The organism is Mycobacterium sp. NGS59 (genome assembly GCF_059812345.1).
On sequence record NZ_JCALCN010000007.1, the window covers coordinates 1 to 23,315 of the forward strand.

The window sequence follows — 23,315 nt, forward strand, 5'->3', positions numbered from 1 at the left end:
CCTAGCCAACGGCCACGGGCCGGGCGCCAGCCGGATCAGCGCCCTGGGCACGAACAACACCGCGAGCGGTACCGTCACGGGCGGCAGCGGTGGCATAGGTAACGGTGTCGGCAGCGTGGGCGGCAACGGCCTGGACGGCAACCTCATCGCGGCCAGTAACAACCCCGGCGCCGAGTCGCACCTGGATAACCAAACAGTGCACGGCGGTAATGGCGGCAACGGCGGCAACGGCGTTGTGACAGGCACTGGCGGCAACGGCACCGAGGGTGACATCATCGCCGTCGACGGGCTGCTGATCGAAAACGTCCAGGGTACGAACGGCGCAAACAACCCGGCGTGAGCTCAGCGGCCGGTGTTGCCGATCAGCTCCACCGCACTGCCGTTCCACCGGAACTTCACCACGCTGCCGACCCCCAGCGCGTTCGGATACGTCAGCGCCACCGTGTCGCCCGTGCTCTGCGCGGCATCGATGCCGTTGAAGCCGTAGGTGTCCGGCACGCCCTGCGGGATGAAATTGCCGAGGTGGAACAACACCGCCCGGGTCGTCGGATTGTCGCCGTTGGTGTTGGCCTTGATGATCACCGCGGACAGTTGCGCGCACTGGTTGTAGTTGCCGGCCACCGGTTCGGGATTCCACGGCTGTTGGCTGCGCGGATCGCGCGGCAACTCGGAGACCACCCGCGCGATCGTGGGGGAAGCGAGGTTGACGGCGCACGGGTCGGCCGGAACGGCGCTACTGGATGGGGCCACTGAGGCGGTCGGCGGACTCGCCGGCGCACCCGAGGTGACCACCGCCGACGGCTTGGTCGCCTGCGGCGTCTTGGCGACGGTGGAGTCCCCCGATCCGCACCCGGCTAACGTGACGGTCATCGCCATAGCGGCGAGGGCTGCGGTACGACGGGCGAGCGACAACACACCGGGCACCGTACCGTCAGCCGCCCGGCGGGTGCCGCAGGCACGGCCGGACCCTCGACACGCTCTAGACTTCATCTTCTGATGGCAATCCCCGACAGCGCTCCCGCAGCGCCGCACGAGACCTTCGCCGACCTGCAGATTCATCCCGACGTCGTGCGGGCAATCGCCGCCGTCGGCTATGAGTCGCCGACGGCCATCCAGGCTGCGACCATCCCGGCTCTGATGGCGGGATCGGACGTCGTCGGCCTGGCACAGACCGGGACCGGAAAGACAGCGGCCTTCGCCTTGCCGATCCTGTCCAAGATCGATGTCGCCAGCAACGCCACCCAGGCGCTGGTCCTGGCACCCACCCGGGAACTGGCGCTGCAGGTGGCCGAGGCGTTCAGCCGGTACGGCGCGCAGCTGCCGCGACTCAACGTGCTGCCCATCTACGGCGGGGCGTCCTACGGTGTGCAGTTGGCGGGCCTGCGGCGGGGAGCCCAAGTCGTGGTCGGCACGCCCGGTCGGGTCATCGACCACCTGGAACGCGGCACGCTGGACCTGTCGCGGGTGGACTACCTGGTGCTCGACGAGGCCGACGAGATGCTGACCATGGGCTTCGCCGAGGAAGTCGACCGCATCCTTTCCGAAACCCCGGAATACAAGCAGGTGGCGCTGTTCTCAGCGACCATGCCGCCGGCGATCCGCAAGATCACCACCAAGTACCTGCACGATCCGCTGGAAGTCACCTCGAAGGCGAAAACGGCTACGGCAGAGAACATTTCGCAGCGCTACATCCAGGTGGCCGGGCCGCGCAAGATGGACGCGCTGACCCGCGTGCTGGAGGTCGAACCGTTCGAGGCGATGATCGTTTTCGTGCGCACCAAGCAGGCCACCGAAGAGGTGGCCGAAAGGCTGCGTGCCAGAGGGTTTTCCGCAGCCGCCATCAACGGTGACATTCCCCAGGCCGCCCGCGAGCGGACTATCGCCGCACTCAAAGACGGCAGCATCGACATTCTGGTGGCCACTGACGTCGCGGCCCGCGGCCTGGACGTCGAACGCATATCCCACGTGCTCAACTACGACATCCCGCACGACACCGAGTCCTACGTGCACCGCATCGGGCGCACTGGGCGGGCGGGCCGCTCGGGAGCGGCGCTGTTGTTCGTCTCGCCGCGGGAACGGCACCTGCTCAAGGCAATCGAGAAGGCCACCCGCCAATCACTGACCGAAGCCGAGCTGCCTACCGTGGAGGACGTCAACGCCCAACGGGTGGCGAAGTTCGCCGACTCGATCACCGACGCACTCGGCGGTCAGGGCATCGAGCTGTTCCGGCGGCTGGTCGAGGACTACGAACGCGAGCATGACGTCCCGATGGCCGACATCGCCGCGGCCTTGGCATTGCAGTCCCGCGACGGAGAGGCTTTCCTCCTGGCGCCGGACCCACCACCGCAGCGCCGCGACAAGCGGGACCGCGACGATAGTCGGGAACGTCCCGAAAAGCCCAGGCAGACAAGGTCATTCACCACCTATCGCGTCGATGTCGGCAAGCGGCACAAGATCGGCCCGGGCGCGATCGTCGGAGCTATCGCCAACGAGGGCGGCCTGCACCGCAGCGACTTCGGCCACATCGCGATCGGGCCGGACTTCTCACTGGTCGAACTACCGGTCAAGCTGCCCCGGGCGGTACTGAAAAAGCTGGAGAACACCCGCATCTCGGGTGTGCTGATCAATCTGCGACCCGACCGACGGGCACCGCGCAACGACGGCGCCAGACCACGTCGCAAGCACACCAAATGACGCTGTCCGAAGAGCAAGACGCCCAGGGCGGTCTCGAACAGGTCGCGCACGTCGATAGGGTCGCGTCGCTGACCGGTGTCCGTGCCGTCGCCGCCCTGCTGGTGGTCGGTACCCACGCCGCTTACACCACCGGCAAGTACACCCACGGCTACTGGGGTCTGGTCGGTTCCCGGATGGAGATCGGCGTTCCGATCTTCTTCGTGCTGTCCGGCTTTCTGCTGTTCCGGCCCTGGGTCAAGGCAGCCAAGACCGGCGGCCCGCCACCGTCACTGAGTCGCTATGCGCGACACCGGGTTCGGCGCATCATGCCGGCCTACGTGATCACGGTGTTGATCGCCTACGTGCTGTATCACTACCGGGAGGCCGGGCCCAACCCCGGGCACAGCTGGCTGGGATTGGTCCGCAACCTGACGCTGACCCAGATCTACACCGACGGCTACCTCGGCAAATACCTGCACCAGGGACTGACGCAGATGTGGAGTCTGGCGGTCGAGGCGTCGTTCTATGTGCTGCTGCCAGGGCTGGCCTACCTGCTGCTGGTGCTGATGTGCCGGCGGCGCTGGCAGCCCCGGCTACTGGTGGCGACCATCCTGGCGCTGACGCTGATCAGCCCGGGCTGGTTGGTGCTGGTACACACCGACCACCTGTTCCCCGACGGTGCCCGGCTGTGGCTGCCGACCTACCTGGCCTGGTTCTTGGGCGGCATGCTGCTGACCGTGCTGCAGGCGATGGGCGTGCGCGCCTACGCGGCGGTGGCCATACCGCTGGCGGTCGTCTGCTACTTCATCGTCTCTACGCCGATCGCCGGCGCGCCCACCACCTCGCCGGCTTCGCTGCCCGAGGCGTTGTGGAAGACGGTCTTCTACGCGGTGATCGCGACCCTGGCGGTGGCGCCGCTGGCCCTCGGGGACAAGGGCTGGTATTCGCGGTTGCTCGCCAGCCGGCCGATGGTGTGGCTGGGTGAAATCTCCTACGAGATCTTCCTGATCCATCTGGTGACGATGGAGTTCGCGATGGTCTACATCGTGCGAGCGCACGTGTACACCGGCCCGATGCTGTATCTGTTCGTCGCGACGGTGGTGGTGACGATTCCGTTGGCCTGGGGGCTGCACCGGTTGACCCGGGTCAAGAACTGATGTCCACGACGGATCGCACGACCTCGACCCATCCGCGCCTGACGCTGCTCGCGGTGTGTCTGGCGGTCTTCATGCTGTTGCTGGACATGACCATCGTGTCCGCGGCCCTCGCCAACATCCAGGCTGCTCTGGACGCCGAACTCAGCGGCCTGCAATGGGTGGTCGATGCGTATGCACTGCCGATGGCGGGGCTGCTGCTCACCTCCGCCACGTTGGGCGACCGGCTCGGACGGCGGCGTCTCTATGCCGTCGGAATGACAGTGTTCACGCTGGCTTCGGCAGGTTGCGCGCTGGCCGGCAGCATCGAGTCACTGAATTGGAGCCGGGCGTTGCAGGGGGCGGGCGGGGCACTGCTGCTGGGTGTGTCGTTGCCGATGGTGGCCGCGGCTTTCCCCGAACGGCGCAGCAGGGGCATCGCGATCGCGATCTACGGCGCGGTGATGGGTGCCGCTGCCGCGGTCGGACCGCTGCTCGGCGGCGCTCTCGTCGGTGCTTTCGGCTGGGAATCCATCTTCTTGATCAATGTGCCGATCGGGGTCCTCGCACTTGTCATCGCGTTGCGCTTCGTCCCGGAAACCCGTGCCGCACAATCCCGTCCGCTCGACTTGACCGGCACCGCGATCTTGTCGGCCGGTTTGTTCGCCGGCGTATACGTGTTGATCGAGGGCAATCATCGCGGCTGGACCGACACCCTGATCCTGACGCTGGGCGCGGTCTGTGTCGTGGGCTTGGTCGTGTTCTGCTGGTGGGAGTCCCGCGTCGAGGCGCCGATGCTCGACCTGAGTGTGGTCCGGCGCCCAGGCTTCGCCGGGGTGTCGATCGCGGCGTTCGCGGCCGCCGGGACGTTGATCGCGTCCACGAACTACCTGGCGCTGTATCTGATGAACACGTTGGGATACAGCCCCTTCCAGTCCGGTCTGCGGGCACTGCCGCTGACGGTTGCTTGTGTGCTGGGCGCACCGGTGGCCATGATGGCCGCCCGGTACGCGCCGGCCTGGTTGTCGATCCCCGGCGGGGTGGTCCTGATAGCGGCGGGACTGTGGCTGATGACCGGTGTCACCGAGAACACGCAGTGGACGCACTTCATCGCCGGGTCCATCGTCGCCGGCCTCGGCCTGGGTGGCCTGTTCGCGTTGACGTCGGACATCGCGCTGCAGTTCGTCCCGGTCGACGACGCCGGGATGGCCACCGGCGCGGTGAGCACGGTTCGGCAGATCGGCATCCTGGCCGGCGTCGCTGGTTTGGGGGCCTTGTTCAGCCGGCACGCGGCCGACGGTGCTTCCGCCGGGCTGGCCGGCTTGCCACTCGGTCCGGGGCCGACGCACACGCTCGTCGACCGGCTGTCCGCGGGCGCGGGTCTGCGTGTCCTGGACTACCTGCCCGGCGACCTGCGGCCCGTGCTGCCGGCGATCGCCCGGGTCGCCCGTCAGGCCAGCGCCGACGGCATGCAGGCCGCGCTGGTCGCAGCGGCCGTCGCAGCGACGGTATCCGCGGTCGCGGCGTTGGTTCTCGTTGCAGTTGGAGCGAATTCGCATTGCGAACCCGATGACCATTCTGTGTAGTTGGCCTGAGTTACTTATTTGCTCACCGGACATTTGAGTAACCTGGGCTCTACCATGCTTGGCGATTCAATGTTGATTCCCGCTGCCGACGGCGCGCGCTATAGCGTCATGATCTCCACCGATCCCGCCGACGTCGAAGCCGCCCAACGGCTGCGGTATCAGACCTTTGCCGAAGAGATGGGCGCCAGCCTGCCGCGCGCGGTTCGCGGCCCGCTGACCGGAGAGATGATCGACGTCGACCAGTTCGATCCCTACAGCGAGCACCTGCTGGCCAAGGACGAGGCGACCGGGCAGGTCGTCGGCTGCTATCGGCTGCTTCCGCCCGAAGGCGCGGCGGCCGCCGGGGGGATCTTCGCCGACACCATCTTCGACATCGGTGGTTTGAACGAGTTGCGTTCCAGTTTGGTCGAACTCGGCCGCGCCAGCGTACACGTCGAGCACCGCAACGGTGCGGTGATGGGACTGCTGTGGTCGGGGATCCTCAAGTACCAGGAGATAACCGGCCACGAATGGGGGATCGGCTGTCTGTCGGTGCGCATGGAAGGGGGCCTGCCGCGCGGCGCGTTGGTGCGGGGGGTGCGCGACGCGGCCTTCAAGATCCGTCCCGCGCCACCGCAATACCGGGTGACACCGCGGAATCCGGTTCAGGTCAACGGCTTGAGTCTTTCCGAACTACCCGACCCGGGACGGGTGCGTATCCCGCCGATGGTGCAAGGGTCGCTGCGGGTGGGCGGAATGATCTGCGGTGAACCGTCATACGATGCGGACTTCGACATGGCCGACTTCGTCGTCCTGATCAATCGGACGATGATGCATGAACGCTACCTCGAACGGTTGACACGTTCCTATGTCCACGCTTGACCGAACAGGCCTGCTCGGCATCGGGTTCGGGCCGTCGAACCTCGCTCTGGCGATCGCGCTGGCAGAGCGCGGTCTGGGCGCGGTGTTCGTGGACGCGCAGCCGAAGTTCGGTTGGCACCGCGGTATGTTGCTGCCGGGTGCGCGCATGCAGATCCCTTTCCTCAAAGACCTGGTGACGCTGCGAAACACCAAGAGCGAGTTCACTTTTCTGAACTATCTGAGCGAGCGCGATCGGCTCGTCGAGTTCATCGGCCGGCACACGATGTTCCCCAGCCGGATGGAGTTTCACGACTACCTGGAATGGGCCGCGGCCCGCGTCGGCGCGGAGGTCCGGTACGGGCAGCTCGTGGTCGGCGTCGACGCCGACCAGTCCGGTTTCGTGGTGCGGACCGAAGCTGGGTCGGTGCTGCACGCGCAGACCCTCGTCCTGGGCGCCGGACTGTCTCCGGTGCTGCCCGCCGGCACGGTGGAAACCGCTCGGCAGTGGCACAGTCATGCGCTGCTTCATCGACTGGCGACCGGCAATATGTTCACCCCACGACGATTCGCCGTCGTCGGCGCCGGGCAGAGCGCGGCCGAAGTCGCCGGCTACCTCCATCAGACCTATCCTCAGGCGCAGGTACATGCGGTGTTCGCCCGGTACGGATACAGCGTCGCCGACGACAATCCCTACGCCAACCGGATCTTCGATCCGGCCGCGGTCGACGACATCTACTACGCCGATCGACAGGTCCGGCAGCGACTGCTCGACTACCACCGGTCCACTAATTATTCAGCGGTCGATCTGGAGCTGACCGAAGAGCTGTATTCGCGCGAATACGCCGAACGGGTGGCCGGCAGGCGCCGGCTGTTCATCCACAACGCTTCGGAAGTCGTTGACGCGCAGGAACATTCCGACGGTGTGCGGGTGACGGTTGCCAACTTGATCGACCGGTCACAACTCATCTTGGACTGCGATGCGGTGATCTACGCGACGGGGTACGCGCCGTTGGACGTCCGGCGCTTTCTTGGCAAGCTGTCCGGCCACTACGAGTTCGACGCGGACGGGCTCGCGGTGGTCACCCGCGACTACCGCCTGGCGGCCAAGCCGGGGGCGCCCGGCGACATCTATCTCAACGGTGCGGTCGAGCACACCCACGGTCTGGCGTCGTCGTTGCTGTCCAATGTCGCAGTGCGGGCGGGAGATATCGTCGCGTCCGTTGCCGCGGTCGACGAACGGACACGAGGACCGCGGGTGGCGAGCTGACACCGAATCGGTTACCTGCGAGCCGAAATCGGTGTCACCACCGGGACCACGAACTCTTCGATCATCGCCCGTTCGTCGGCCTCGTCTTTGCCGGGGAACATCAGCAGCGAGATGATCACCCGCACCGCCCACCGGGCTCGGCGTTCGAGGGCGGCCGGTTCGTCGGGGTCCAGCGACTCGAGGAATCCGGACACCAGGCCGATGATTACGTCCGACTGGCCGGCCATCTCGCCGCCGATCGGCAGTCGGGTGGACCCGAACCACGCTGCCAGCGCCGGGTTTTCGCGAACCATGCGCAGCGTGGCGACGATGCTTCCGATCAGCCGTTCAGCCGGGTCTTCGACGCGCTCGATGAGTTGCAGGATCTCCCGGCCGAGGCGATGCGTCTCGCGGTGTACGTAGGCGCTGCGCAGCGTCTCCCGGCTGTCGAAGTAGCGGTATAACGTCGCACGCGAACACCCTGCGGCTTTGGCGATTTCGTTCATCCCGACGGTGGCCGCATCCTGCTCGGTGAACAGCCGTTCGGCGGCGTCGAGGATCCGGTCGGCGGCCGCCTCCGAGCGGTGTTCGGCCAGCCAGTCTCCGCGTGGCATCAGGTGTTGACCGTGATCGGAACCGACAGCGGACGCCGGACGTATCCGCCACCGGCCCAGACGATCGCGGATTCATCTACCTCGAACCTCGGGCACCGGCTCAGCAGTTCGTTCAGCGCCACCCGCGACTGCATCCGCGCGGCGGCAGCGCCCAGGCAGTGGTGTGCACCATGGCTGAACGTCAGGATGTTCCGGGGTCGACGGGTGACGTCGAGTTCTGCGGCGTCCTCGCCGTATTGGCGTTCGTCGCGGTTGGCCGACCCGTACACCAGCAGCACCCGCCGCCCGGCCGGAATGGTGGTGTCCTCGATCGTCACGTCGCGGGTGGTCGTGCGGGCCAGATTCTGGACCGGCGAGGTCAGCCGGAGCAGTTCGTCGACGGCATCGGGGATGAGGTCGGGATCGTCTGTCAGCAGGCGGCGCTGGTCGGGTCGCTGGTGCAGCAAAGGCATTGAGCCGCCGAGCATTCCGGTCACCGTGTCGTTCCCGCCGGTGACCATCGTGAACGTGAAACCCAGGATCGACAGCACCCCGGTGATGTCGCCGTCGGCTCCGATCCCGGCCGCCACCAGATGCGAGATGGTGTCGTCCCCGGGTTCGGCGCGGCGGCGTTCGATCAGCCCCGTGAAGTAGCCCATCATCGTGCCCACTGCGTCGCCGACCGTCTCCAGCGCGCTGACGATGCCACCCTCGGCCGTGTTGGCCGTGACGATGGCCTGCGTCCATCCGTCGAACTGAGCCCAGTCCTCTTCGGGCACACCGAGATAATGCGCGACGACCATCGAGGGCAGGGGCTTGAACAGCTCGGTGACGATGTCGCCGCCGCCGTTGGCGCGAATCTTCTCGATCCGCTCGACGACGAACTCGCGCACCTTGGGCTCGACGGCCTCGACCTGCCGTGGCGTGAACCCACGCGACACCAGTTTCCGAAACTGGGTGTGCACTGGCGGGTCCTGCATCACCATCGGCGGATTGTCCTGCAGCCCAATCATTTCCAGATCGCCATAGTTGACCGTGAGGCCCTGCGCTGAGGAGAACGTCCCGTGGTCCCGGGCGGCCGACCACACGTCGGCGTGCCGGGTCAGGACGTAGTAGTCGTGCTCGGGGTGCGCGGGCGGGACGACGTGGTGCACGGGGTCGTGGTCGCGCAGCGCCTTGTACATCGGCCAGCGGTTCGGCCACGTCTCGGGCGTGGCCAGCTCGAACTTGGCGGGAGCTTCGTGAGACACAACTGCGGTCATGTCTTATTGATACGACAGCAATCCCCAATGTGTCAACCGTCCTGGCGGCCGAGCAGACGCAGAATCGCACGATCGACGCCGCTCCCGTGCGATTCTGCGTCTGCTCGCGGTAGAAGCCAGAGCTCAGATCCCGCTTCCGGGGTTCAGAATGCCCAGCGGGTCCAGCGCTTGCTTGATCCGCCGGTTCAGGTCCATCACGTCGGGTCCCAGATAGTCGGCCAGCCAGGGCCGCTTCAACCGACCGACCCCATGTTCGCCGGTGATGGTGCCGCCCAGGCCGACGGCCAGGTCCATGATCTCGCCGTAGGCCACCTGGGCGCGTTCGGCCATCGCAGCATCGGCGGGGTCGAACACCAGCAACGGGTGGGTATTGCCGTCCCCGGCGTGCGCGATCACCGAGATCATCAGGTCGCGCTCCTCGGCGATGCGCGCAATCCCGGTGACCAGTGAGCCCAGCGCGGGCAGCGGCACCCCCACGTCTTCCAGCAACAGCGAACCCTTGGCTTCGACCGCCGGGATGGCGAACCGCCGGGCCGCGATGAACGCCTCGCCCTCTTCCGGGTCGTCGGTCGAAAACACTTCGGTCGCTTCGTTTTCGGCGAACACCGCGGCCATCAGCTCGGCGTCCTCGCTGCCCGCGCGCCCGCGCTCGTCGGACCCGGCCACCAGCATCGCGGCGGCCGAGCGGTCCAGGTCCATTCGCAAGGTGTCCTCGACGGCGTTGATCGCCACCGAATCCATGAACTCCAGCATCGACGGGCGCAACCGCGCGCTGACCCCCAGCACGGCCTCGACGGCCGCCTCCACCGACGCGAAGTTGGCCACCACGACACTGGAGGTGTTAGGAGCGGGCAACAGCCGCAGCGTCACTTCGGTGACCACGCCCAGCGTTCCCTCGCTGCCCACGAATAGCTTCGTAAGTGACAGTCCGGCAACGTCTTTCAAGCGCGGGCCGCCGAGTCGCACCGCGGTGCCGTCGGCCAGCACCACCTGCATGCCCAGCACGTAGTCGCTGGTGACGCCGTACTTCACACAGCACAGTCCGCCGGCGTTGGTGGCGATGTTGCCGCCGATGCTGCAGATCTCGTACGACGACGGATCCGGCGGATACCACAGACCGTGTTCGGCGACCGCCTTCTTCACCTCGGCATTGAACAAACCCGGTTGGCAGACCACGGTCCGGGTCACGGGGTCGACGGTGATGTCGCGCATCTTCTCCGTCGACAGCACGATCCCGTTGTCCACCGCGGTCGCCCCGCCGGACAGGCCGCTGCCGGCGCCCCGCGTCACTACCGGAACCCGATGCGCCGCGGCCCACCGCAGCACGGTCTGCACCTGTTCGGTGGTCCGGGGCCGGACCACGGCCAGCGGCTTGCCCGCCGACGGATCCAGCGCACGGTCCTGCCGGTATCCCTCGGTCACCGAGGGATCGACCACAACCATCCCGTCGGGGAGTTCGCCGATCAGGCCATCCAGCACGTCCACCGGGCCGATCCTACGTCGCGGCTTCGACGGCGAACTCCGGCGCGCGGTCCAGCTCCCGCAACGACGGCAGCCTGGTGCAGATCAAGCCGGCGAGCAGGATCGGCAGCGCCAAAGCCAGAAAGGCCACATGCAGTCCCGCGAAATCGGTCAACGGACCGGCCAGCAGCAGGCCCAGCGGACCGGCGGCGTAGGCCAGCGACGTCATCACCCCGACCACCCGGCCGCGCATGTGTGACGGCGCGCGGGTCTGCACCACGTAGGCATAGATCGGCTGGATCGGCCCGTACACCAAGCCGACCAGCGCCACCAACGCCAGGATCACCGGCAGCGGCGGCAGCAGCGCGATCACCGCCGCCGCGACACCGAGGGATAGCACCGCGGTCAGCATGATCACCCGGCGCGACATCCGCTTGGCCAGTCCCACATATCCCAGCGCGCCCACCAGGCCGCCCAGCGAGAGCGCCATCAACACGCTGCCGAGCTGGCCCGGCTGGTTGCGGTCGCTGAAGTACTTCGGGAACAGCACGCTTTCCATCGGCAGGTACAGCGCCGTGACGGTCAGGTCGATCAGGGCGAGGGTGCGCAGCACCCGCAAACTCCACACGAACCGCAGCCCGTCGGCGATCCCCGACCGCAGCCCCTGCGGCCGGGTGGTGCGCAGCGGTTTGCCGGCGCCTTCCAGCCGCAGCACCGAGATCGCCAGGATGGACATCGCGAACGCCGCGGCGGTGATCCACATCGTGGCGATTCCGCCGACCGTCGCGATCATCAGCCCGCCGATGCCCGGGCCCACCATGAACGCCAGGTTGAGGATCGCCTCGTAGACGCTGTTGACCCGGTCCAGCGACCACCCGGCCCGGGCGGCCGCTTCGGGCAGCATGGACTGCCTGGCGGTGATCCCAGCCGGGTCGAAGGCGGCTGCACATGCCCCCAGGGCGGCCAGCACCCAGACGTTCACCGCCTCGGCGCCGAACGCCCACGCCACCACCGGCACCGCTGCCACCGCGGCCCCGGACAGCAAGTCGGCCACCATCGACACCGGCCGGCGACCGAAGTAGTCCACCGCGGTACCCGCGACCAGCGTGGAGAACAGCAGCGGCAGCGTCGTCGCGCCGGCCACGATCGAGGCCTGCCCCGCGCTGCCCTGGCGCTGCAACACCAGCCACGGAAACGCCACGATCGAAATGCCGTCGCCCGCACACGCCATCAGCGTGGCGAAAAGGACCAGCAATGCCGGGCTCTTGTTGCTCAAAGGCTTTTTGCCGTTCATGGGATATCGCGGCTGAATCTAACCGCAAACCCCAGTCCGGACCACTGAATTTCCGGCCGCCGACACCGGGCAGGATGTAGCTGTGCTCCGTCATCCCCGTACCGGCCAGGCGTTCGACTCGCCCGTCGTGCCCGGGTCCGGCTGGCCGGGCGATCAGGCGACACCGCAGACGCCGGTGGCCACCGACGCGGCCCGGGTCGCCACGCTGGCGAGTGCGGCAACCTCCCTCACCGAGCTGGACGCCGCCAGCAGCGTGTGCCGGGCCTGTCCCCGGCTGGTCACCTGGCGTGAGGATGTCGCCGTGGTCAAACGGCGGTCGTTCGCCGACCAGCCGTACTGGGGCCGTCCGGTGCCGGGGTGGGGTTCGGAGCGGCCGCGGCTGCTGATCGTGGGCCTGGCGCCAGCCGCGAACGGCGCCAACCGGACCGGCCGCATGTTCACCGGCGACCGGTCCGGCGATCAGCTGTACGCGGCCCTGCACCGCGCCGGGCTGGTGAACCAACCGACCAGTGTGGATGCCGCGGACGGGTTGCGGGCCAAGCAGATTCGTCTCGTCGCGCCGGTGCGGTGCGCGCCGCCGGCCAACGCGCCGACGCCGGCCGAGCGCGACACCTGCGCGCCGTGGCTGCAGGCCGAGTGGCGGTTGGTCGCCACCCACGTCCGGGTGCTGGTCGCGCTCGGCGGCTTCGCCTGGCAGATCGCCCTGGCTATGACGGGCGCAACCGGCAAACCCAAACCGAAGTTCGGCCACCGCGTCGTCGCCGAGCTGCCGTCCGACAAGCGCCTTCTCGGCTGCTACCACCCGAGCCAGCAGAACATGTTCACCGGTAGGTTGACTCCGGCAATGCTCGACGACGTCTTCGCTGACGCAAAGAAGCTGGCAGGGATCAAGTAATGGTGGAATCGGTGCTGGTCTCCGGGGCCAGCGTAGCGGGACTCACCGCGGCGTATTGGCTTGAGCGCAACGGCTATTCGGTCACTGTGGTCGAGCGCTACCCGGGACTGCGGCCGGGTGGTCAGGCAATCGATGTGCGCGGCCCCGCGCTGGAGGTCTTGGACCGGATGGGGTTGCGGGCTCCCGCTGAGGAGCTTAAAACGCGTATCCGGGGATCGTCGGTGGTCGACCGCGACGGCAACGAGTTGTCCCGCGACACCGAATCGACGCCGACGGGCGGGCCGATCAACAATCCAGACATCGAACTGCTGCGCGACGATCTGGTCGGATTGCTTTACGACGAAACGAAATTGAAGACCGAGTTCCTGTTCGACGACAGCATCGTCACGTTGGAGAATCTCGGCCCGGCCGTGGAAGTCACCTTCGAACAGGCGGATCCGCGCAGCTTCGATCTGGTGATCGGGGCTGACGGCCTGCATTCCAATGTGCGCAGGCTGGTCTTCGGGCCCGAGGAGCGGTTCATCAAGAGGCTGGGAACGTTCGCCGCGATCTTCACGGTGCCCAATTTTCTGGACCTGGACTACTGGCAGATGTGGCACTACGGCGACACCAGCATGGCCGGCGTCTACAGCGCGCGCAACAACTCCGAGGCCCGTGCCATGCTCGGATTCATGGACTCCGAACTGCGAATCGACTACCGCGACACCGAAGCTCAGTTCGCCGAACTGGAACGGCGGATGGCCGACGACGGCTGGGTCCGGCCGCAGCTGCTGCAGATGATGCGGTCCGCGCCGGATTTCTATTTCGACGAGATGGCGCAGATCGTGATGGATCACTGGTCGATCGGACGGGTGGCGCTGGTGGGTGACGCCGCGCACTGCGCGTCGCCGTTGTCCGGTCAGGGGACCAGCCTCGCGCTGCTGGGCGCCACCGTCCTGGCCGGTGAACTCAAACTGGGCCGCGTGGACCATGGCCTCGGATTTGCCAACTACTTCAAGCGTTTTCACGCCTACACCGAGCGCACCCAGTTCCTGGCCACCGACAGCATCCCGGGTGGCGCGCCGATCTCGCAGGAGCAGTTCGAACTGATCGTGAACTCGATCACCCTGATGAACTACTGACCCCTGCCGAGCAGACGCAAAAGCCCCGATTTCGTGCCGAAATCAGGGGCTTTTGCGTCTGCTCGCCACACCCCGCCACACCCCCGGCACCCCCGCCACACCCCGGGCCACGGGCCGGGAAGCTTCCGGCGCCCGAACGCGTTGCACCCAGCGTGCGTCTTTCCGTTCTCGATCTCGTTCCGGTGCGTACCGACCAGTCCACCGGCAACGCGCTGGCGGCCACCGTCAAGCTGGCGCAGACCGCCGACCGGTTGGGCTTCACCCGCTACTGGGTCGCCGAACACCACAACATGCCCTCGGTGGGCGCTACCAGCCCGCCGGTGCTGCTGGCCTACCTCGCCGCGCAGACCCAGCAACTGCGGCTGGGCTCGGGCGGGGTGATGCTGCCCAATCACGCGCCGCTGGCCGTCGCCGAACAGTTCGCGCTGCTGGAGGCCGCCGCGCCGGGCCGCATCGACCTCGGCATCGGCCGCGCCCCCGGCTCCGACCCCGTCACCTCCTACATGCTGCGCGGCAGCAACGACGAACGTGACATCCAGAACTTCCCGCAGTACCTCGACGACGTGGCCGCGCTGATGAGCTCCCGCGGTGTGCGGGTGCCGCTGCGATCCGGGGATTACACGCTCAAAGCGACGCCGGCGGCAACCAGCGAACCACGGCTGTGGCTGCTGGGCTCGTCGATGTATTCCGCGCGGCTGGCAGCCGCCAAGGGGTTGCCGTACGTGTTCGCTCATCACTTCTCCGGTCAGGGCACCGAAGAGGCGCTGGCCTACTACCGCTCGCATTTCCGGCCCAGTGACCTTGTCCAAGAGCCCGTGACGTTCCTGACGGTGAATGCGGTGGTGGCCGAAACACGGGATGAGGCAACGGCTTTGATGTTGCCCAACCTGCAGATGATGGCCCGGTTGCGGACCGGCCAGCCACTGGGTCCGGTGCAACTGGTCGAAGAGGCGCGCCAAGCCGAGCTGACGTCGCCGCAGCAGCGCATTGTCGACAGTGGGCTGCGACGGGCCGTGGTCGGCGCTCCCGCCGAGGCCGCCGACCAGCTGCGCGCACTGGCCGAACAATTCGACGTCGACGAGGTGATGGTGCACCCGGTCGCCTCGGCGCATCGCGGCACCGACCCCGACACCGCGCCCGCCCGGGTCGCGACGCTGGAACTGCTGGCCAAGGAGCTTTTCTAGTCGGGCACGCCCGCTTGCGGATTGGCCGCGGCGGGGTTGGCGACGTGGGTGCTTATCCACTCCTGCAGGTCGGCTGCCGGCAACGGCGGACTGTGCACGAACCCCTGGGTGATGGTGCACCCGTACTGCCGCAGCGCGCGCAACGTCGCCTCGTCCTCGACTCCCTCGGCAACGAGGTCGGCGCCCAGGCTTTCGGCCAGCGCGACCGTGGATCGCACGATGGCCACCGACCGCGGGTCCTGGGCAAGCCGCGCCACGAACACCCGGTCCAGCTTGAGTTCGTCGACCGAAACATCTTGCAGCCGCGCCAGTGACGACCATCCGGTGCCGTAGTCGTCCAACGAGATGCGAACGCCCAATTGCTGCAACGCCGCGACGGTGCTGCGTGAACGCGCCGAGTCGACCAGCGTGCTCTCGGTGATCTCGATGATCAGCGCGTCGGCCGGCAGGCCATGGGTGTGCAGCAGTCGCTCGATGGTGCCGACGAGGTCGAGGTCGAGCAGATTCGTCGTGGACAGGTTCACCGCCACGGTCAGCGACAACCCTTGCTCGCGCCAGGAGCGGACCTGTTGGAGGGCGAGGTTGACGGTGAGGTTGGCGACCTTGCGCATCAGGCCGGCCCGTTCGGCGGCGGGCAGGAACTCCTCCGGTAGCAGCAGTCCGCGACTGGGATGGTGCCAGCGCAACAGCGCCTCGACACTGTGCACGCTGCCGTCGTCCGCGTTGATCTTGGGTTGGTAGTGGCAGGTCAACTCGGAGCCGTCGATCAGCGCGGCGCGCAGTTCCTCGATCAGGTTGGGGTCGTTCTCGCGATAGAACTCGAAAGCCGCGTCGTACACCGCGATCTTGCCCCTGGCCGACATCGCGTGCGGCAGTGCCATTTCGGCGCGGTTGAGCAACTCCTGCGGATGGTCGCAGTGGTCGGGATAGAGCGCGATGGCGATGCGGGCATCCACCTGCACGGTCATCGGATCCAGCTTGAACGGCTCAGTCAACGCTTCCAGCAAACGGCCCGCCTGGGCGCGTGCGGCGATCAGGTCGGCGCCCTCGGCAAGCAGGATCGCGAATTGGTCGTCGCCGGCGCGGGTGAGCAGGTCTTCGCGACGGACGTTGTGGGACAGTCGATTCGCGATCTGGCACAGCAACTCGTCGACGAAGTGGGGACCGACGGAGTCGGTGATCTCCTGGAATTCGTGCAGTTGCAGCAACAGCAGGGCGCGACGAGCCGGAGCCTTGGTGGCCGGCTGGGGTCCGAGCACGATCGCCGGCGGCGCGAAGGTGGGCACCTCGGTCAGCACCGTGGCCAGCGACCGGCGGTTGGGCAGCGTGGTCAATTCGTCGGTCATGGCCTGTTTGTGGTTCTCGGCCATGATGCTGACTTCGCGGAACGTCACCGAGAATCGGGCCGCCACCGCGATCAGACTCAACGCTGCCAGCACCTGAGCCGCGCGAGTCTCCGGACCCACCGCGGTGACGGCGAGCGCGACGACGGTGCATGCCACCGGGGCCGCGTAAGAGCCGAGTCCACGCCTTGGCATCGGCGGCGCCGACGACCAGGCGGCCCAACTGGCCAGCGCAATCAACAGCGACGACGCAGGCCAGCCCGCGTCGAGCAGCGTGCCGACCCGGTAACCGCTGCCGGATGTCTCGAAAAGGTAGGCGGTGTCGGCGACCGCGATCAGCACGAACCCCGCCACCAGCAATCCCCAGCGAAACTCGTGTCGCCACCCCAGTATCGGCAGCATTCCGGCGGCCAGCGCCAGCAGGACGAGGTCAGACCACGGGTAGATCAACCCCACCAGCACGGTGGCCGGCGCTCGGGTAGCGGCCGCATGAATGGGTCCTGCCATCAAGCCGGCGGCCACCGCGGCCATGGCCAACCCGCACACCAGGGAGTCGAGTCGGATCGAGGCGGGCACCCGCTTCAAGCGCGACCGCATCAGCAGCAACAGGCCGATGTAGGCGAACGGATAGAACGCCAGATAGGCCGGGTCGGCGATCGACGGGGACTGACCATCCGGGACCCAGCGTGCGTAGATCACGTCACCCAGCGCCGAGCTGAGCATGCCGATCGCGATGAGCGACCAGGCGGCCCGGTCGGCGGTGACGCGATAGGCACGGATGGCGATGAGGATCGCGGCGAACGCGTTCAAGGCCGGGTACAGAACGTCGGCAAAGAAGGGCGTGTGATCGGCGCGCGGGTCGGGCCAGCACGAGGCCGCGAACACGATGACGCCAATTGCCAACGCCACGAACGACATTCGGATGTAGGTCGGTGGCCACCGCACGCTGGACGGTAGGTCGTGCGAACCGTCGGGCCTCGGCTTGGTCGCAGCAACGAGCGGTTGGATGGTGCGCGTCAGTGCCGTCGCGCCGGCGGAGCCGCCCGTTGGGCCGAACGCGCTCGGCGCCCCCCGCGGCAGCCGGCCGTCCTGGAGACCTTCCAGGCCGTTGTCGAACGCCGAGATCGCCGTGTCGGCGAGTTCGGGCAACGCGTAGGGCAGCGGCAGGTCCGGTACGAAGCTGCGAATGCATTGGCCGCCTTCGCGTTTGGCGGCATACATGGCCAAGTCGGCATGGCGCAGCAGTTCGTCGACGGTGACGTTCGACTCGGGGGCGGCCGCGGTGAAACCGATGCTGGGACGCACGGCCAGCGGAACGCCGTCGATCACGATCGCCGCATTGAAAGCTTCCAGGACTCGTTGGGCGACCGCGTGCGACTCCGCGATCGGACCCTCGACGAGTACGGCGAATTCGTCACCGCCCAGGCGGGCTACGGTGCCCGTCTGCCCCAGTACGGTGGTCAGCCGTCCGGCGACCCGGACCAACAGTTCGTCGCCGGCCGGATGGCCCAGGGCGTCGTTCACCGACTTGAAGTTGTCCAGATCCAGGCACATCACCGCGATCGGCGCAGCGTCCTGACGACGACGGGCGATGGCCAGTTCCAACGTGTGCAGGAAGTTGGCGCGGTTGGCGAGTCCGGTCAGACTGTCCCGGAATGCTTCTTGGGACACCTCGACCAGCAGGCCCTGGTTTTCCATCAGCACCAGCAACTGGCGTATCAGCACCGTCGCGACCAGGATTCCGAGCGCGGCCAGCAGCGGCCCGTGCCGCATCATGTGCAACGCGTGGCCCAGCCCCACCGCGGCCGCCAGCAGCAACGGGAGGTAGGGCAACCACAGGCGCACCCGCGAGGTGATCTCGTCCCGGGCGGTGTCGGTGGCGGCTTCGTGCATGCTCACCAGTCCCGCCAGCGCGGCAAGGCCCAAGCCCGCCACTCGGCTCACGTCGACCAGGTCGCCGGTGTGGTAGCTGCCCACGCCGGTCTGGAACAACACCAGCAGGTCGGTCAGGCCGATCGTCGCGATGCCGCCGGCCAGCAGGGTCATGCTGCGCCGCCCGCCGGGGCGTCCGCGTGACAACACCAGAATCGCCATCGTCATGAGCGCGACGTCGGCGAAAACGTGGACCACCGTGGTGGGTCGCGAACTGCTGCGCGTACGCAGCAAGTCGTCCAGGACGAACACCCACGCGGCGACGAAAAGCGAAGTCGCCACGATGATTCCGTCGAGCACGAGCCGCCAGAAATTGTGGCCCGCGGGGTTGAACAGCAGCAGCAAGGCGGTCAAGACGCCGATCGGGTAGAGCAGCAGCACGAACTCCGCCGCGGCCGGATGACTGGCGTGGTCGAGTTCGGGACGCACGTCCAGAACCGCCCAGATGACCTCGCCGACCGCCCAGCCGCTTAGCGCCACCATCATCGCCAGCCAGCCGAACTTGCGCCGCCCGATCGCGTGCCGAGTCGCCTGGGCAGCGCACACGGTTGCGAACGCGATGCACACGAAGGTGACGACCTGGACCACCGGCCGGGTCGCATCTGCACCCTGCCAGCCGCTGAGCGAGGCGATCACGACCAGGAGTCCGGCGACGCCGTAACCGCCGAGGATGGCACAGCTGACGCCCATGGTCAGTCCGGAGAGCGGGCACATCCGTCCCGTCCAGCGCATCATTCCCAGCTCCAGCTCGCACGCGCGCGCATGCAGGCGAAGCGCGCATCCACAGGATAAACCGCCGCACCTACTCCGGCTGTACTACCGGTCTGTTTTAGCGCGAAATCACCGTCTCCGAGTATGAAACGGCGATTTACTGATCCGCCTCGATCTGTAACACTGCGTCGCGCAGGATGCGTCCGGTCGCTTCCCGGTCCGGATCGCGGCGCAACACCATCCCTTTGACCAGCGACAGCTTGTCGCCGCTGCGGCGGGGCAACACGTGCAGGTGAATGTGCAGGACGGTCTGAAAAGCCGCGCGCCCGTCGTTGATCGCGATGTTGGTGGCGTCGGCCAGTTCGGTCGCTTTGGCCGCCTGCGCGATGCGCTGGCCCATCCTGACCATCCCGGCCAGCGTCTCCGGCGGGGTGTCGGCCAGGTCCGCGCTGTGTTTCTTGGGAATGACCAAGGTGTGGCCACGGCTGAACGGCCGGATGTCGAGGATCGCCAGCAAGTCGTCGTCTTCGCAGATCCGGATGGCCGGAGCTTGGCCGGCCACGATCGCACAGAACACGCAGGACATGCCGTCACCGTACTGGGTGCGAAGAGGCCAGCGATACGCTGCGGCTGTGGACCCCAGCGATCTCGCTTTTGCCGGTGCCGCCGAGCAGTCCCGCATGCTGGCCGACGGCGAAATCACGGCGCCGGAACTCCTCGAGGTCTACCTCGAGCGCATCGAGCGGCTGGACAGCGAACTGCGCAGCTACCGGGTGGTCCGCTACGACGCCGCCCGCGCGGAAGCCGAGAACGCTCAGCGGCGCCTCGACGCCGGGGAGCGCCGACCGCTGCTCGGCGTGCCGATCGCGATCAAGGACGACGTCGACGTCGCCGGCGAGGTCACCACCTACGGCAGCGGCGCGCACGGCCCGGCGGTGACCGATGACGCCGAGGTGGTTCGCCGGCTGCGGGCGGCGGGCGCGGTGATCATCGGCAAGACCGCGGTGCCGGAGCTGATGATCATGCCGTTCACCGAGTCGCTGACATTCGGGGCGACGCGCAATCCGTGGAACCCGCGACGCACGCCGGGCGGCAGCAGTGGGGGCAGCGCGGCGGCGGTCGCGGCCGGGCTGGCCGCGGTGGCGTTGGGATCTGACGGTGGCGGATCCATTCGCATCCCGGCCACCTGGTGCGGCCTGTTCGGGCTCAAACCGCAACGCGAGCGGATCTCGCTGGAGCCGCATGACGACGCCTGGTGGGGACTGAGCGTCAACGGTCCGATCACACGCTCGGTGCTGGACGCGGCGCTGGTCCTGGACGCGACGACGACGGTGCCCGGACCCGAAGCCGAATTCGTCGCCGCGGCGCAGCGCCGGCCCGGGCCGTTGCGAATTGCGTTGAGCACCAAGGTGCCTACGCCGATGCCGGTCCGGGTGGGTAGGGCGCAGTTGACCGCGGTCGAACAGGCCGGTGCCTTACTGCGCGACCTGGGCCATGACGTGATCGTCCGGGATCCGCACTATCCGGCGTCGCTGTACGCCAACTACCTGCCCCGGATGTTGCGCGGCATCAGTGACGACGCGGATGCTCAGACCCATCCCGAGCGACTGGAGCCGCGAACGCGCAACATCGCGCGGCTGGGTTCGTTCTTCTCCGACCGGCGGATGGCCGCGTTGCGCGAGGCCGAGATCGGGTTGAACGGTCGGATCCAGGCGATCTTCGAAGACGTCGATGTCGTCGTCACCCCGGGTACCGCGGCGGGCCCGTCACGCATCGGCGCCTACCGACGCCGCGGCGGGGTGTCTACGTTGCTGCTGGTCGGACAGCGGGTGCCGTTTCAGCAGGTGTGGAATCTGACCGGTCAGCCTGCCGCCGTCGTGCCCTGGGACTTCGACGACGAGGGCTTGCCGATGTCGGTGCAGTTGGTCGGGCGGCCCTTCGACGAGGCAACGCTGTTGTCGTTGTCGGCGCAGATCGAAGCGGCGCGGCCGTGGGCGCAACGACGACCGCCGGTGTCATGACGGGTCGATCACCCGCCAGGCGGGCGGTTTCACGCCCGGTTTGACCGCGTGGGCCGGGCTGGATCGCAGACCTTCGTTATACGTTGGCCCCATGGCCGACCCGGTGGACGATGACCTGCTCGCCGGGTTGGAGGGCGCGCAGCGCGCGGAGCGGGCCGAGTTGATCGAATGGTTGCTCGAGCAGGACATCAGCGCCGAGGAGATCCGGTCGACCACCCCGCCGCTGTTGCTGGCCAGCCGGCACCTAATCGGCGACGACGGCACCTACGTGTCCAGCCGGGAGGTCAGCGAAAGCCACGGCATCGATCTCGAACTGCTGCAACGCGTCCAACGCGCCATCGGCCTGGCCCGGGTGGACGACCCGGACGCCGTCGTGCACATGCGAGCCGACGTCGAGGCCGCCGCCTCCGCGCAGCGATTCATCGAATTCGGGTTACCGCCCGATCAAGTGGTAGCCGTGGTGCGCGTACTCGCCGAAGGTCTGTCGCACGCCGCCGAGGTGATGCGCTACACCGCGCTGTCGGCCATCATGCGTCCCGGGCTCAGCGAAGTGCAGATCGCAATGGCTTCCAAGGCGCTGATCAGCCAGATCGCGCCGCTGCTCGGACCGATGATCGAAGACATGCTGTTCATGCAGTTGCGGCACATGATGGAGACCGAAGCCGTCAACGCAGGGGAGCGGGCCGCCGGTCAGCCGCTGCCAGGCGCGCGTTCGGTCACCGTCGCCTTTGCCGACCTGGTCGGGTTCACCAAGCTGGGGGAGGTGGTCTCGGCCGAGGAGCTGGGCCACCTCGCCGGAAGGCTGGCCGAACGGGCGCGCGATCTGACCGCTCCGCCCGTGCGATTCATCAAGACGATCGGCGACGCGGTGATGCTGGTCTGCCCCGAGCCGGCGCCGCTGCTGAGCACCATGCTGGAGCTGGTCGAGATCATCGACACCGACGACGAATTTCCGCGCCTGCGCGCCGGGGCGGCCGCCGGTATGGCGGTGAGCCGGGCCGGCGACTGGTTCGGCAGTCCCGTCAACACCGCAAGCCGCGTCACCGGGGCTGCGCGGCCAGGTACGGTCCTGGTCGCCGAGTCGGTGCGCGACGCGCTGGCAGCCACGTCCGATGAGGTGGGGTTCGAGTGGTCTTTTGCCGGGGCGCGACGCCTCAAGGGCATCAAGAACGAGACAAAGCTGTATCGGGTTCGGCGAACGTCATAACGCATTGGGCAGGCCCGGCGTGACTCTGGGGGCGTGCTGACTCCGTCTTACGCGGGTCGGCCGCGGCCGGGATTTCCCCTCTTCCGGCTCTTGCGATTCGGTCACTTCCGGGCCTGCTTCGGTATCAAAAATACAACTGCAAATGCCTGATAGCAACGGTTTTCGCCGGTCCAGCGTCGGCTATGGCCGGTGCGGTTGAGTTCGCCCGCGGCGAAACCGGCTGGCGTAACGGTGCAAAGGTGTAATCATGTAATCATGAATCTTCATCATCATGGGCGGCGGCACGGTCGCCCCGGCGGCTGGCAACAGGCCGACCAACCCGACGCCACCGGTGCGGCCGAATGGTTCGCCGGGCGCGTCCCCGAGACCTGGTTCGACGGGGATCCCTCGGTGGTGGTCGACCGAGAGGAAATCACGGTGGTCGGAAAGCTCGCCGGAGTCGACGAGAGCGCCGCGCGGGCCGAAGGCCGCGCTTCGCGGTTCCGCGAAGAGACCCGCTCGGAACGAATGGCCATCGCCGAGGAGGCCCAGGCCCGCTACGGGCGCAAGGTGTCGTGGGGCGTGGAGGTGAACGGTGAACGAAAGCTGTTCACCCACATCGCCGTTCCGGTCATGACGCGCCTTCGGCAACCCGAACGCCAGGTGCTCGACACCCTGGTCGATGCCGGCGTGGCACGCTCTCGTGCCGACGCCCTGGCATGGTCGGTCAGACTGGTCGGCGAGCACACCGAGGAATGGTTGGCCAAGCTGCGCTCGGCCATGTCGGCCGTCGACGATCTCCGTGCGCAGGGACCAGACCTGCGCTGATACGTT

The 23,315-nt window shown here is 67.5% G+C and carries 17 protein-coding genes and 2 pseudogenes; 12 read left to right on the plus strand and 7 right to left on the minus strand.

What is annotated here, in order from left to right; translation table 11 throughout:
- Positions 1–340 (plus strand): annotated as a pseudogene (locus tag AC5Y46_RS10200) (hypothetical protein); the annotation flags it as partial.
- A 2-nt stretch (positions 341–342) separates the two neighbouring features.
- Here AC5Y46_RS10200 and AC5Y46_RS10205 read toward each other — a convergent pair.
- Positions 343–924, minus strand: a complete 582-nt coding sequence (locus AC5Y46_RS10205) for an LppP/LprE family lipoprotein (protein WP_499941170.1) — start codon at positions 922–924, stop codon at positions 343–345.
- 72 nt (positions 925–996) lie between these two features.
- Between AC5Y46_RS10205 and AC5Y46_RS10210 the strand changes: the two genes are divergently transcribed.
- Genes AC5Y46_RS10210 through AC5Y46_RS10230 form a run of 5 tightly spaced genes read left to right on the plus strand, consistent with a single transcriptional unit; the run spans position 997 to position 7,499 of the window.
- Positions 997–2,694, plus strand: a complete 1,698-nt coding sequence (locus tag AC5Y46_RS10210; protein WP_499941168.1) for a DEAD/DEAH box helicase — start codon at positions 997–999, stop codon at positions 2,692–2,694.
- Positions 2,691–3,830, plus strand: a complete 1,140-nt coding sequence (locus AC5Y46_RS10215; protein WP_499990936.1) for an acyltransferase family protein — start codon at positions 2,691–2,693, stop codon at positions 3,828–3,830. Before AC5Y46_RS10210 ends, AC5Y46_RS10215 begins: the two co-directional genes overlap by 4 nt.
- On the plus strand, positions 3,830–5,392 hold the full coding sequence (locus AC5Y46_RS10220) for a DHA2 family efflux MFS transporter permease subunit (RefSeq protein WP_499990937.1): 1,563 nt from the start codon (positions 3,830–3,832) through the stop codon (positions 5,390–5,392). The genes AC5Y46_RS10215 and AC5Y46_RS10220 overlap by 1 nt, the downstream gene beginning before the upstream one ends.
- A 54-nt stretch (positions 5,393–5,446) precedes the next feature.
- On the plus strand, positions 5,447–6,253 hold the full coding sequence (locus AC5Y46_RS10225; protein ID WP_499990938.1) for a GNAT family N-acetyltransferase: 807 nt from the start codon (positions 5,447–5,449) through the stop codon (positions 6,251–6,253).
- Complete coding sequence (locus AC5Y46_RS10230; RefSeq protein WP_499941163.1) at positions 6,240–7,499, plus strand: lysine N(6)-hydroxylase/L-ornithine N(5)-oxygenase family protein; 1,260 nt, start codon at positions 6,240–6,242, stop codon at positions 7,497–7,499. The genes AC5Y46_RS10225 and AC5Y46_RS10230 overlap by 14 nt, the downstream gene beginning before the upstream one ends.
- Positions 7,500–7,510: 11 nt before the next feature.
- Here AC5Y46_RS10230 and AC5Y46_RS10235 read toward each other — a convergent pair whose 3' ends face one another.
- The 4 genes and pseudogenes from AC5Y46_RS10235 to tap form a co-directional block, all read right to left on the minus strand.
- Positions 7,511–8,092 carry a TetR/AcrR family transcriptional regulator gene (locus AC5Y46_RS10235; RefSeq protein ID WP_499941162.1) on the minus strand — a complete coding sequence of 194 codons (582 nt, stop codon included), beginning with the start codon at positions 8,090–8,092 and terminating at the stop codon, positions 7,511–7,513.
- Complete coding sequence (locus AC5Y46_RS10240) at positions 8,092–9,333, minus strand: cytochrome P450 (RefSeq protein WP_499941160.1); 1,242 nt, start codon at positions 9,331–9,333, stop codon at positions 8,092–8,094. Before AC5Y46_RS10240 ends, AC5Y46_RS10235 begins: the two co-directional genes overlap by 1 nt.
- A 123-nt stretch (positions 9,334–9,456) precedes the next feature.
- Positions 9,457–10,776: an FAD-binding oxidoreductase gene (locus AC5Y46_RS10245; protein ID WP_499941408.1), complete on the minus strand. Its 1,320-nt coding sequence runs from the start codon at positions 10,774–10,776 to the stop codon at positions 9,457–9,459.
- A 20-nt stretch (positions 10,777–10,796) separates the two neighbouring features.
- Positions 10,797–12,088: pseudogene (tap, locus tag AC5Y46_RS10250) on the minus strand (multidrug efflux MFS transporter Tap).
- An 82-nt stretch (positions 12,089–12,170) separates the two neighbouring features.
- On the opposite strand from tap, the gene AC5Y46_RS10255 reads away from it, so the two are divergent.
- The 3 genes from AC5Y46_RS10255 to AC5Y46_RS10265 all read left to right on the plus strand — a co-directional run bounded on the left by AC5Y46_RS10255 (position 12,171) and on the right by AC5Y46_RS10265 (position 15,288).
- On the plus strand, positions 12,171–12,983 hold the full coding sequence (locus AC5Y46_RS10255; protein WP_499941158.1) for a uracil-DNA glycosylase: 813 nt from the start codon (positions 12,171–12,173) through the stop codon (positions 12,981–12,983).
- A 2-nt stretch (positions 12,984–12,985) separates the two neighbouring features.
- Positions 12,986–14,104, plus strand: a complete 1,119-nt coding sequence (locus AC5Y46_RS10260) for an FAD-binding protein (RefSeq protein ID WP_499941406.1) — start codon at positions 12,986–12,988, stop codon at positions 14,102–14,104.
- Positions 14,105–14,256: 152 nt separating this feature from the next.
- The gene (locus AC5Y46_RS10265; protein ID WP_499941157.1) at positions 14,257–15,288 is read left to right on the plus strand and encodes an LLM class flavin-dependent oxidoreductase; all 1,032 of its coding nucleotides are present in this window, start codon (positions 14,257–14,259) and stop codon (positions 15,286–15,288) included.
- Here AC5Y46_RS10265 and AC5Y46_RS10270 read toward each other — a convergent pair.
- Both AC5Y46_RS10270 and AC5Y46_RS10275 read right to left on the minus strand, forming a co-directional pair.
- Positions 15,285–19,277, minus strand: a complete 3,993-nt coding sequence (locus AC5Y46_RS10270; protein WP_499941404.1) for a diguanylate cyclase domain-containing protein — start codon at positions 19,275–19,277, stop codon at positions 15,285–15,287. The genes AC5Y46_RS10265 and AC5Y46_RS10270 overlap by 4 nt on opposite strands.
- A 154-nt stretch (positions 19,278–19,431) precedes the next feature.
- A complete protein-coding gene (locus AC5Y46_RS10275; protein ID WP_499941155.1) occupies positions 19,432–19,860 on the minus strand; it encodes an HIT family protein in 429 nt (142 codons plus the stop codon).
- A gap of 46 nt (positions 19,861–19,906) precedes the next feature.
- Between AC5Y46_RS10275 and AC5Y46_RS10280 the strand changes: the two genes are divergently transcribed.
- The 3 genes from AC5Y46_RS10280 to abmR all read left to right on the plus strand — a co-directional run bounded on the left by AC5Y46_RS10280 (position 19,907) and on the right by abmR (position 23,309).
- A complete protein-coding gene (locus AC5Y46_RS10280; RefSeq protein WP_499941153.1) occupies positions 19,907–21,295 on the plus strand; it encodes an amidase in 1,389 nt (462 codons plus the stop codon).
- Positions 21,296–21,386: 91 nt separating this feature from the next.
- Positions 21,387–22,502, plus strand: a complete 1,116-nt coding sequence (locus AC5Y46_RS10285; protein WP_499941151.1) for an adenylate/guanylate cyclase domain-containing protein — start codon at positions 21,387–21,389, stop codon at positions 22,500–22,502.
- A gap of 255 nt (positions 22,503–22,757) precedes the next feature.
- On the plus strand, positions 22,758–23,309 hold the full coding sequence (abmR, locus tag AC5Y46_RS10290) for an ATP-binding transcription factor AbmR (protein WP_499941150.1): 552 nt from the start codon (positions 22,758–22,760) through the stop codon (positions 23,307–23,309).
- Positions 23,310–23,315: the final 6 nt, after the last annotated feature.

Excerpts from the sequence above, each read along its gene's own strand:
- AC5Y46_RS10210 (WP_499941168.1), top strand. The coding sequence starts at position 997 with ATGGCAATCCCCGACAGCGCTCCCGCAGCGCCGCACGAGACCTTCGCC.
- AC5Y46_RS10215 (WP_499990936.1), top strand. The coding sequence starts at position 2,691 with ATGACGCTGTCCGAAGAGCAAGACGCCCAGGGCGGTCTCGAACAGGTC.
- AC5Y46_RS10220 (WP_499990937.1), top strand. The coding sequence starts at position 3,830 with ATGTCCACGACGGATCGCACGACCTCGACCCATCCGCGCCTGACGCTG.
- AC5Y46_RS10225 (WP_499990938.1), top strand. The coding sequence starts at position 5,447 with ATGCTTGGCGATTCAATGTTGATTCCCGCTGCCGACGGCGCGCGCTAT.
- AC5Y46_RS10230 (WP_499941163.1), top strand. The coding sequence starts at position 6,240 with ATGTCCACGCTTGACCGAACAGGCCTGCTCGGCATCGGGTTCGGGCCG.
- AC5Y46_RS10235 (WP_499941162.1), bottom strand. The coding sequence starts at position 8,092 with ATGCCACGCGGAGACTGGCTGGCCGAACACCGCTCGGAGGCGGCCGCC.
- AC5Y46_RS10240 (WP_499941160.1), bottom strand. The coding sequence starts at position 9,333 with ATGACCGCAGTTGTGTCTCACGAAGCTCCCGCCAAGTTCGAGCTGGCC.
- AC5Y46_RS10245 (WP_499941408.1), bottom strand. The coding sequence starts at position 10,776 with ATGGTTGTGGTCGATCCCTCGGTGACCGAGGGATACCGGCAGGACCGT.
- AC5Y46_RS10270 (WP_499941404.1), bottom strand. The coding sequence starts at position 19,277 with ATGTGCCCGCTCTCCGGACTGACCATGGGCGTCAGCTGTGCCATCCTC.
- AC5Y46_RS10275 (WP_499941155.1), bottom strand. The coding sequence starts at position 19,860 with ATGTCCTGCGTGTTCTGTGCGATCGTGGCCGGCCAAGCTCCGGCCATC.
- AC5Y46_RS10285 (WP_499941151.1), top strand. The coding sequence starts at position 21,387 with ATGGCCGACCCGGTGGACGATGACCTGCTCGCCGGGTTGGAGGGCGCG.
- abmR (WP_499941150.1), top strand. The coding sequence starts at position 22,758 with ATGAATCTTCATCATCATGGGCGGCGGCACGGTCGCCCCGGCGGCTGG.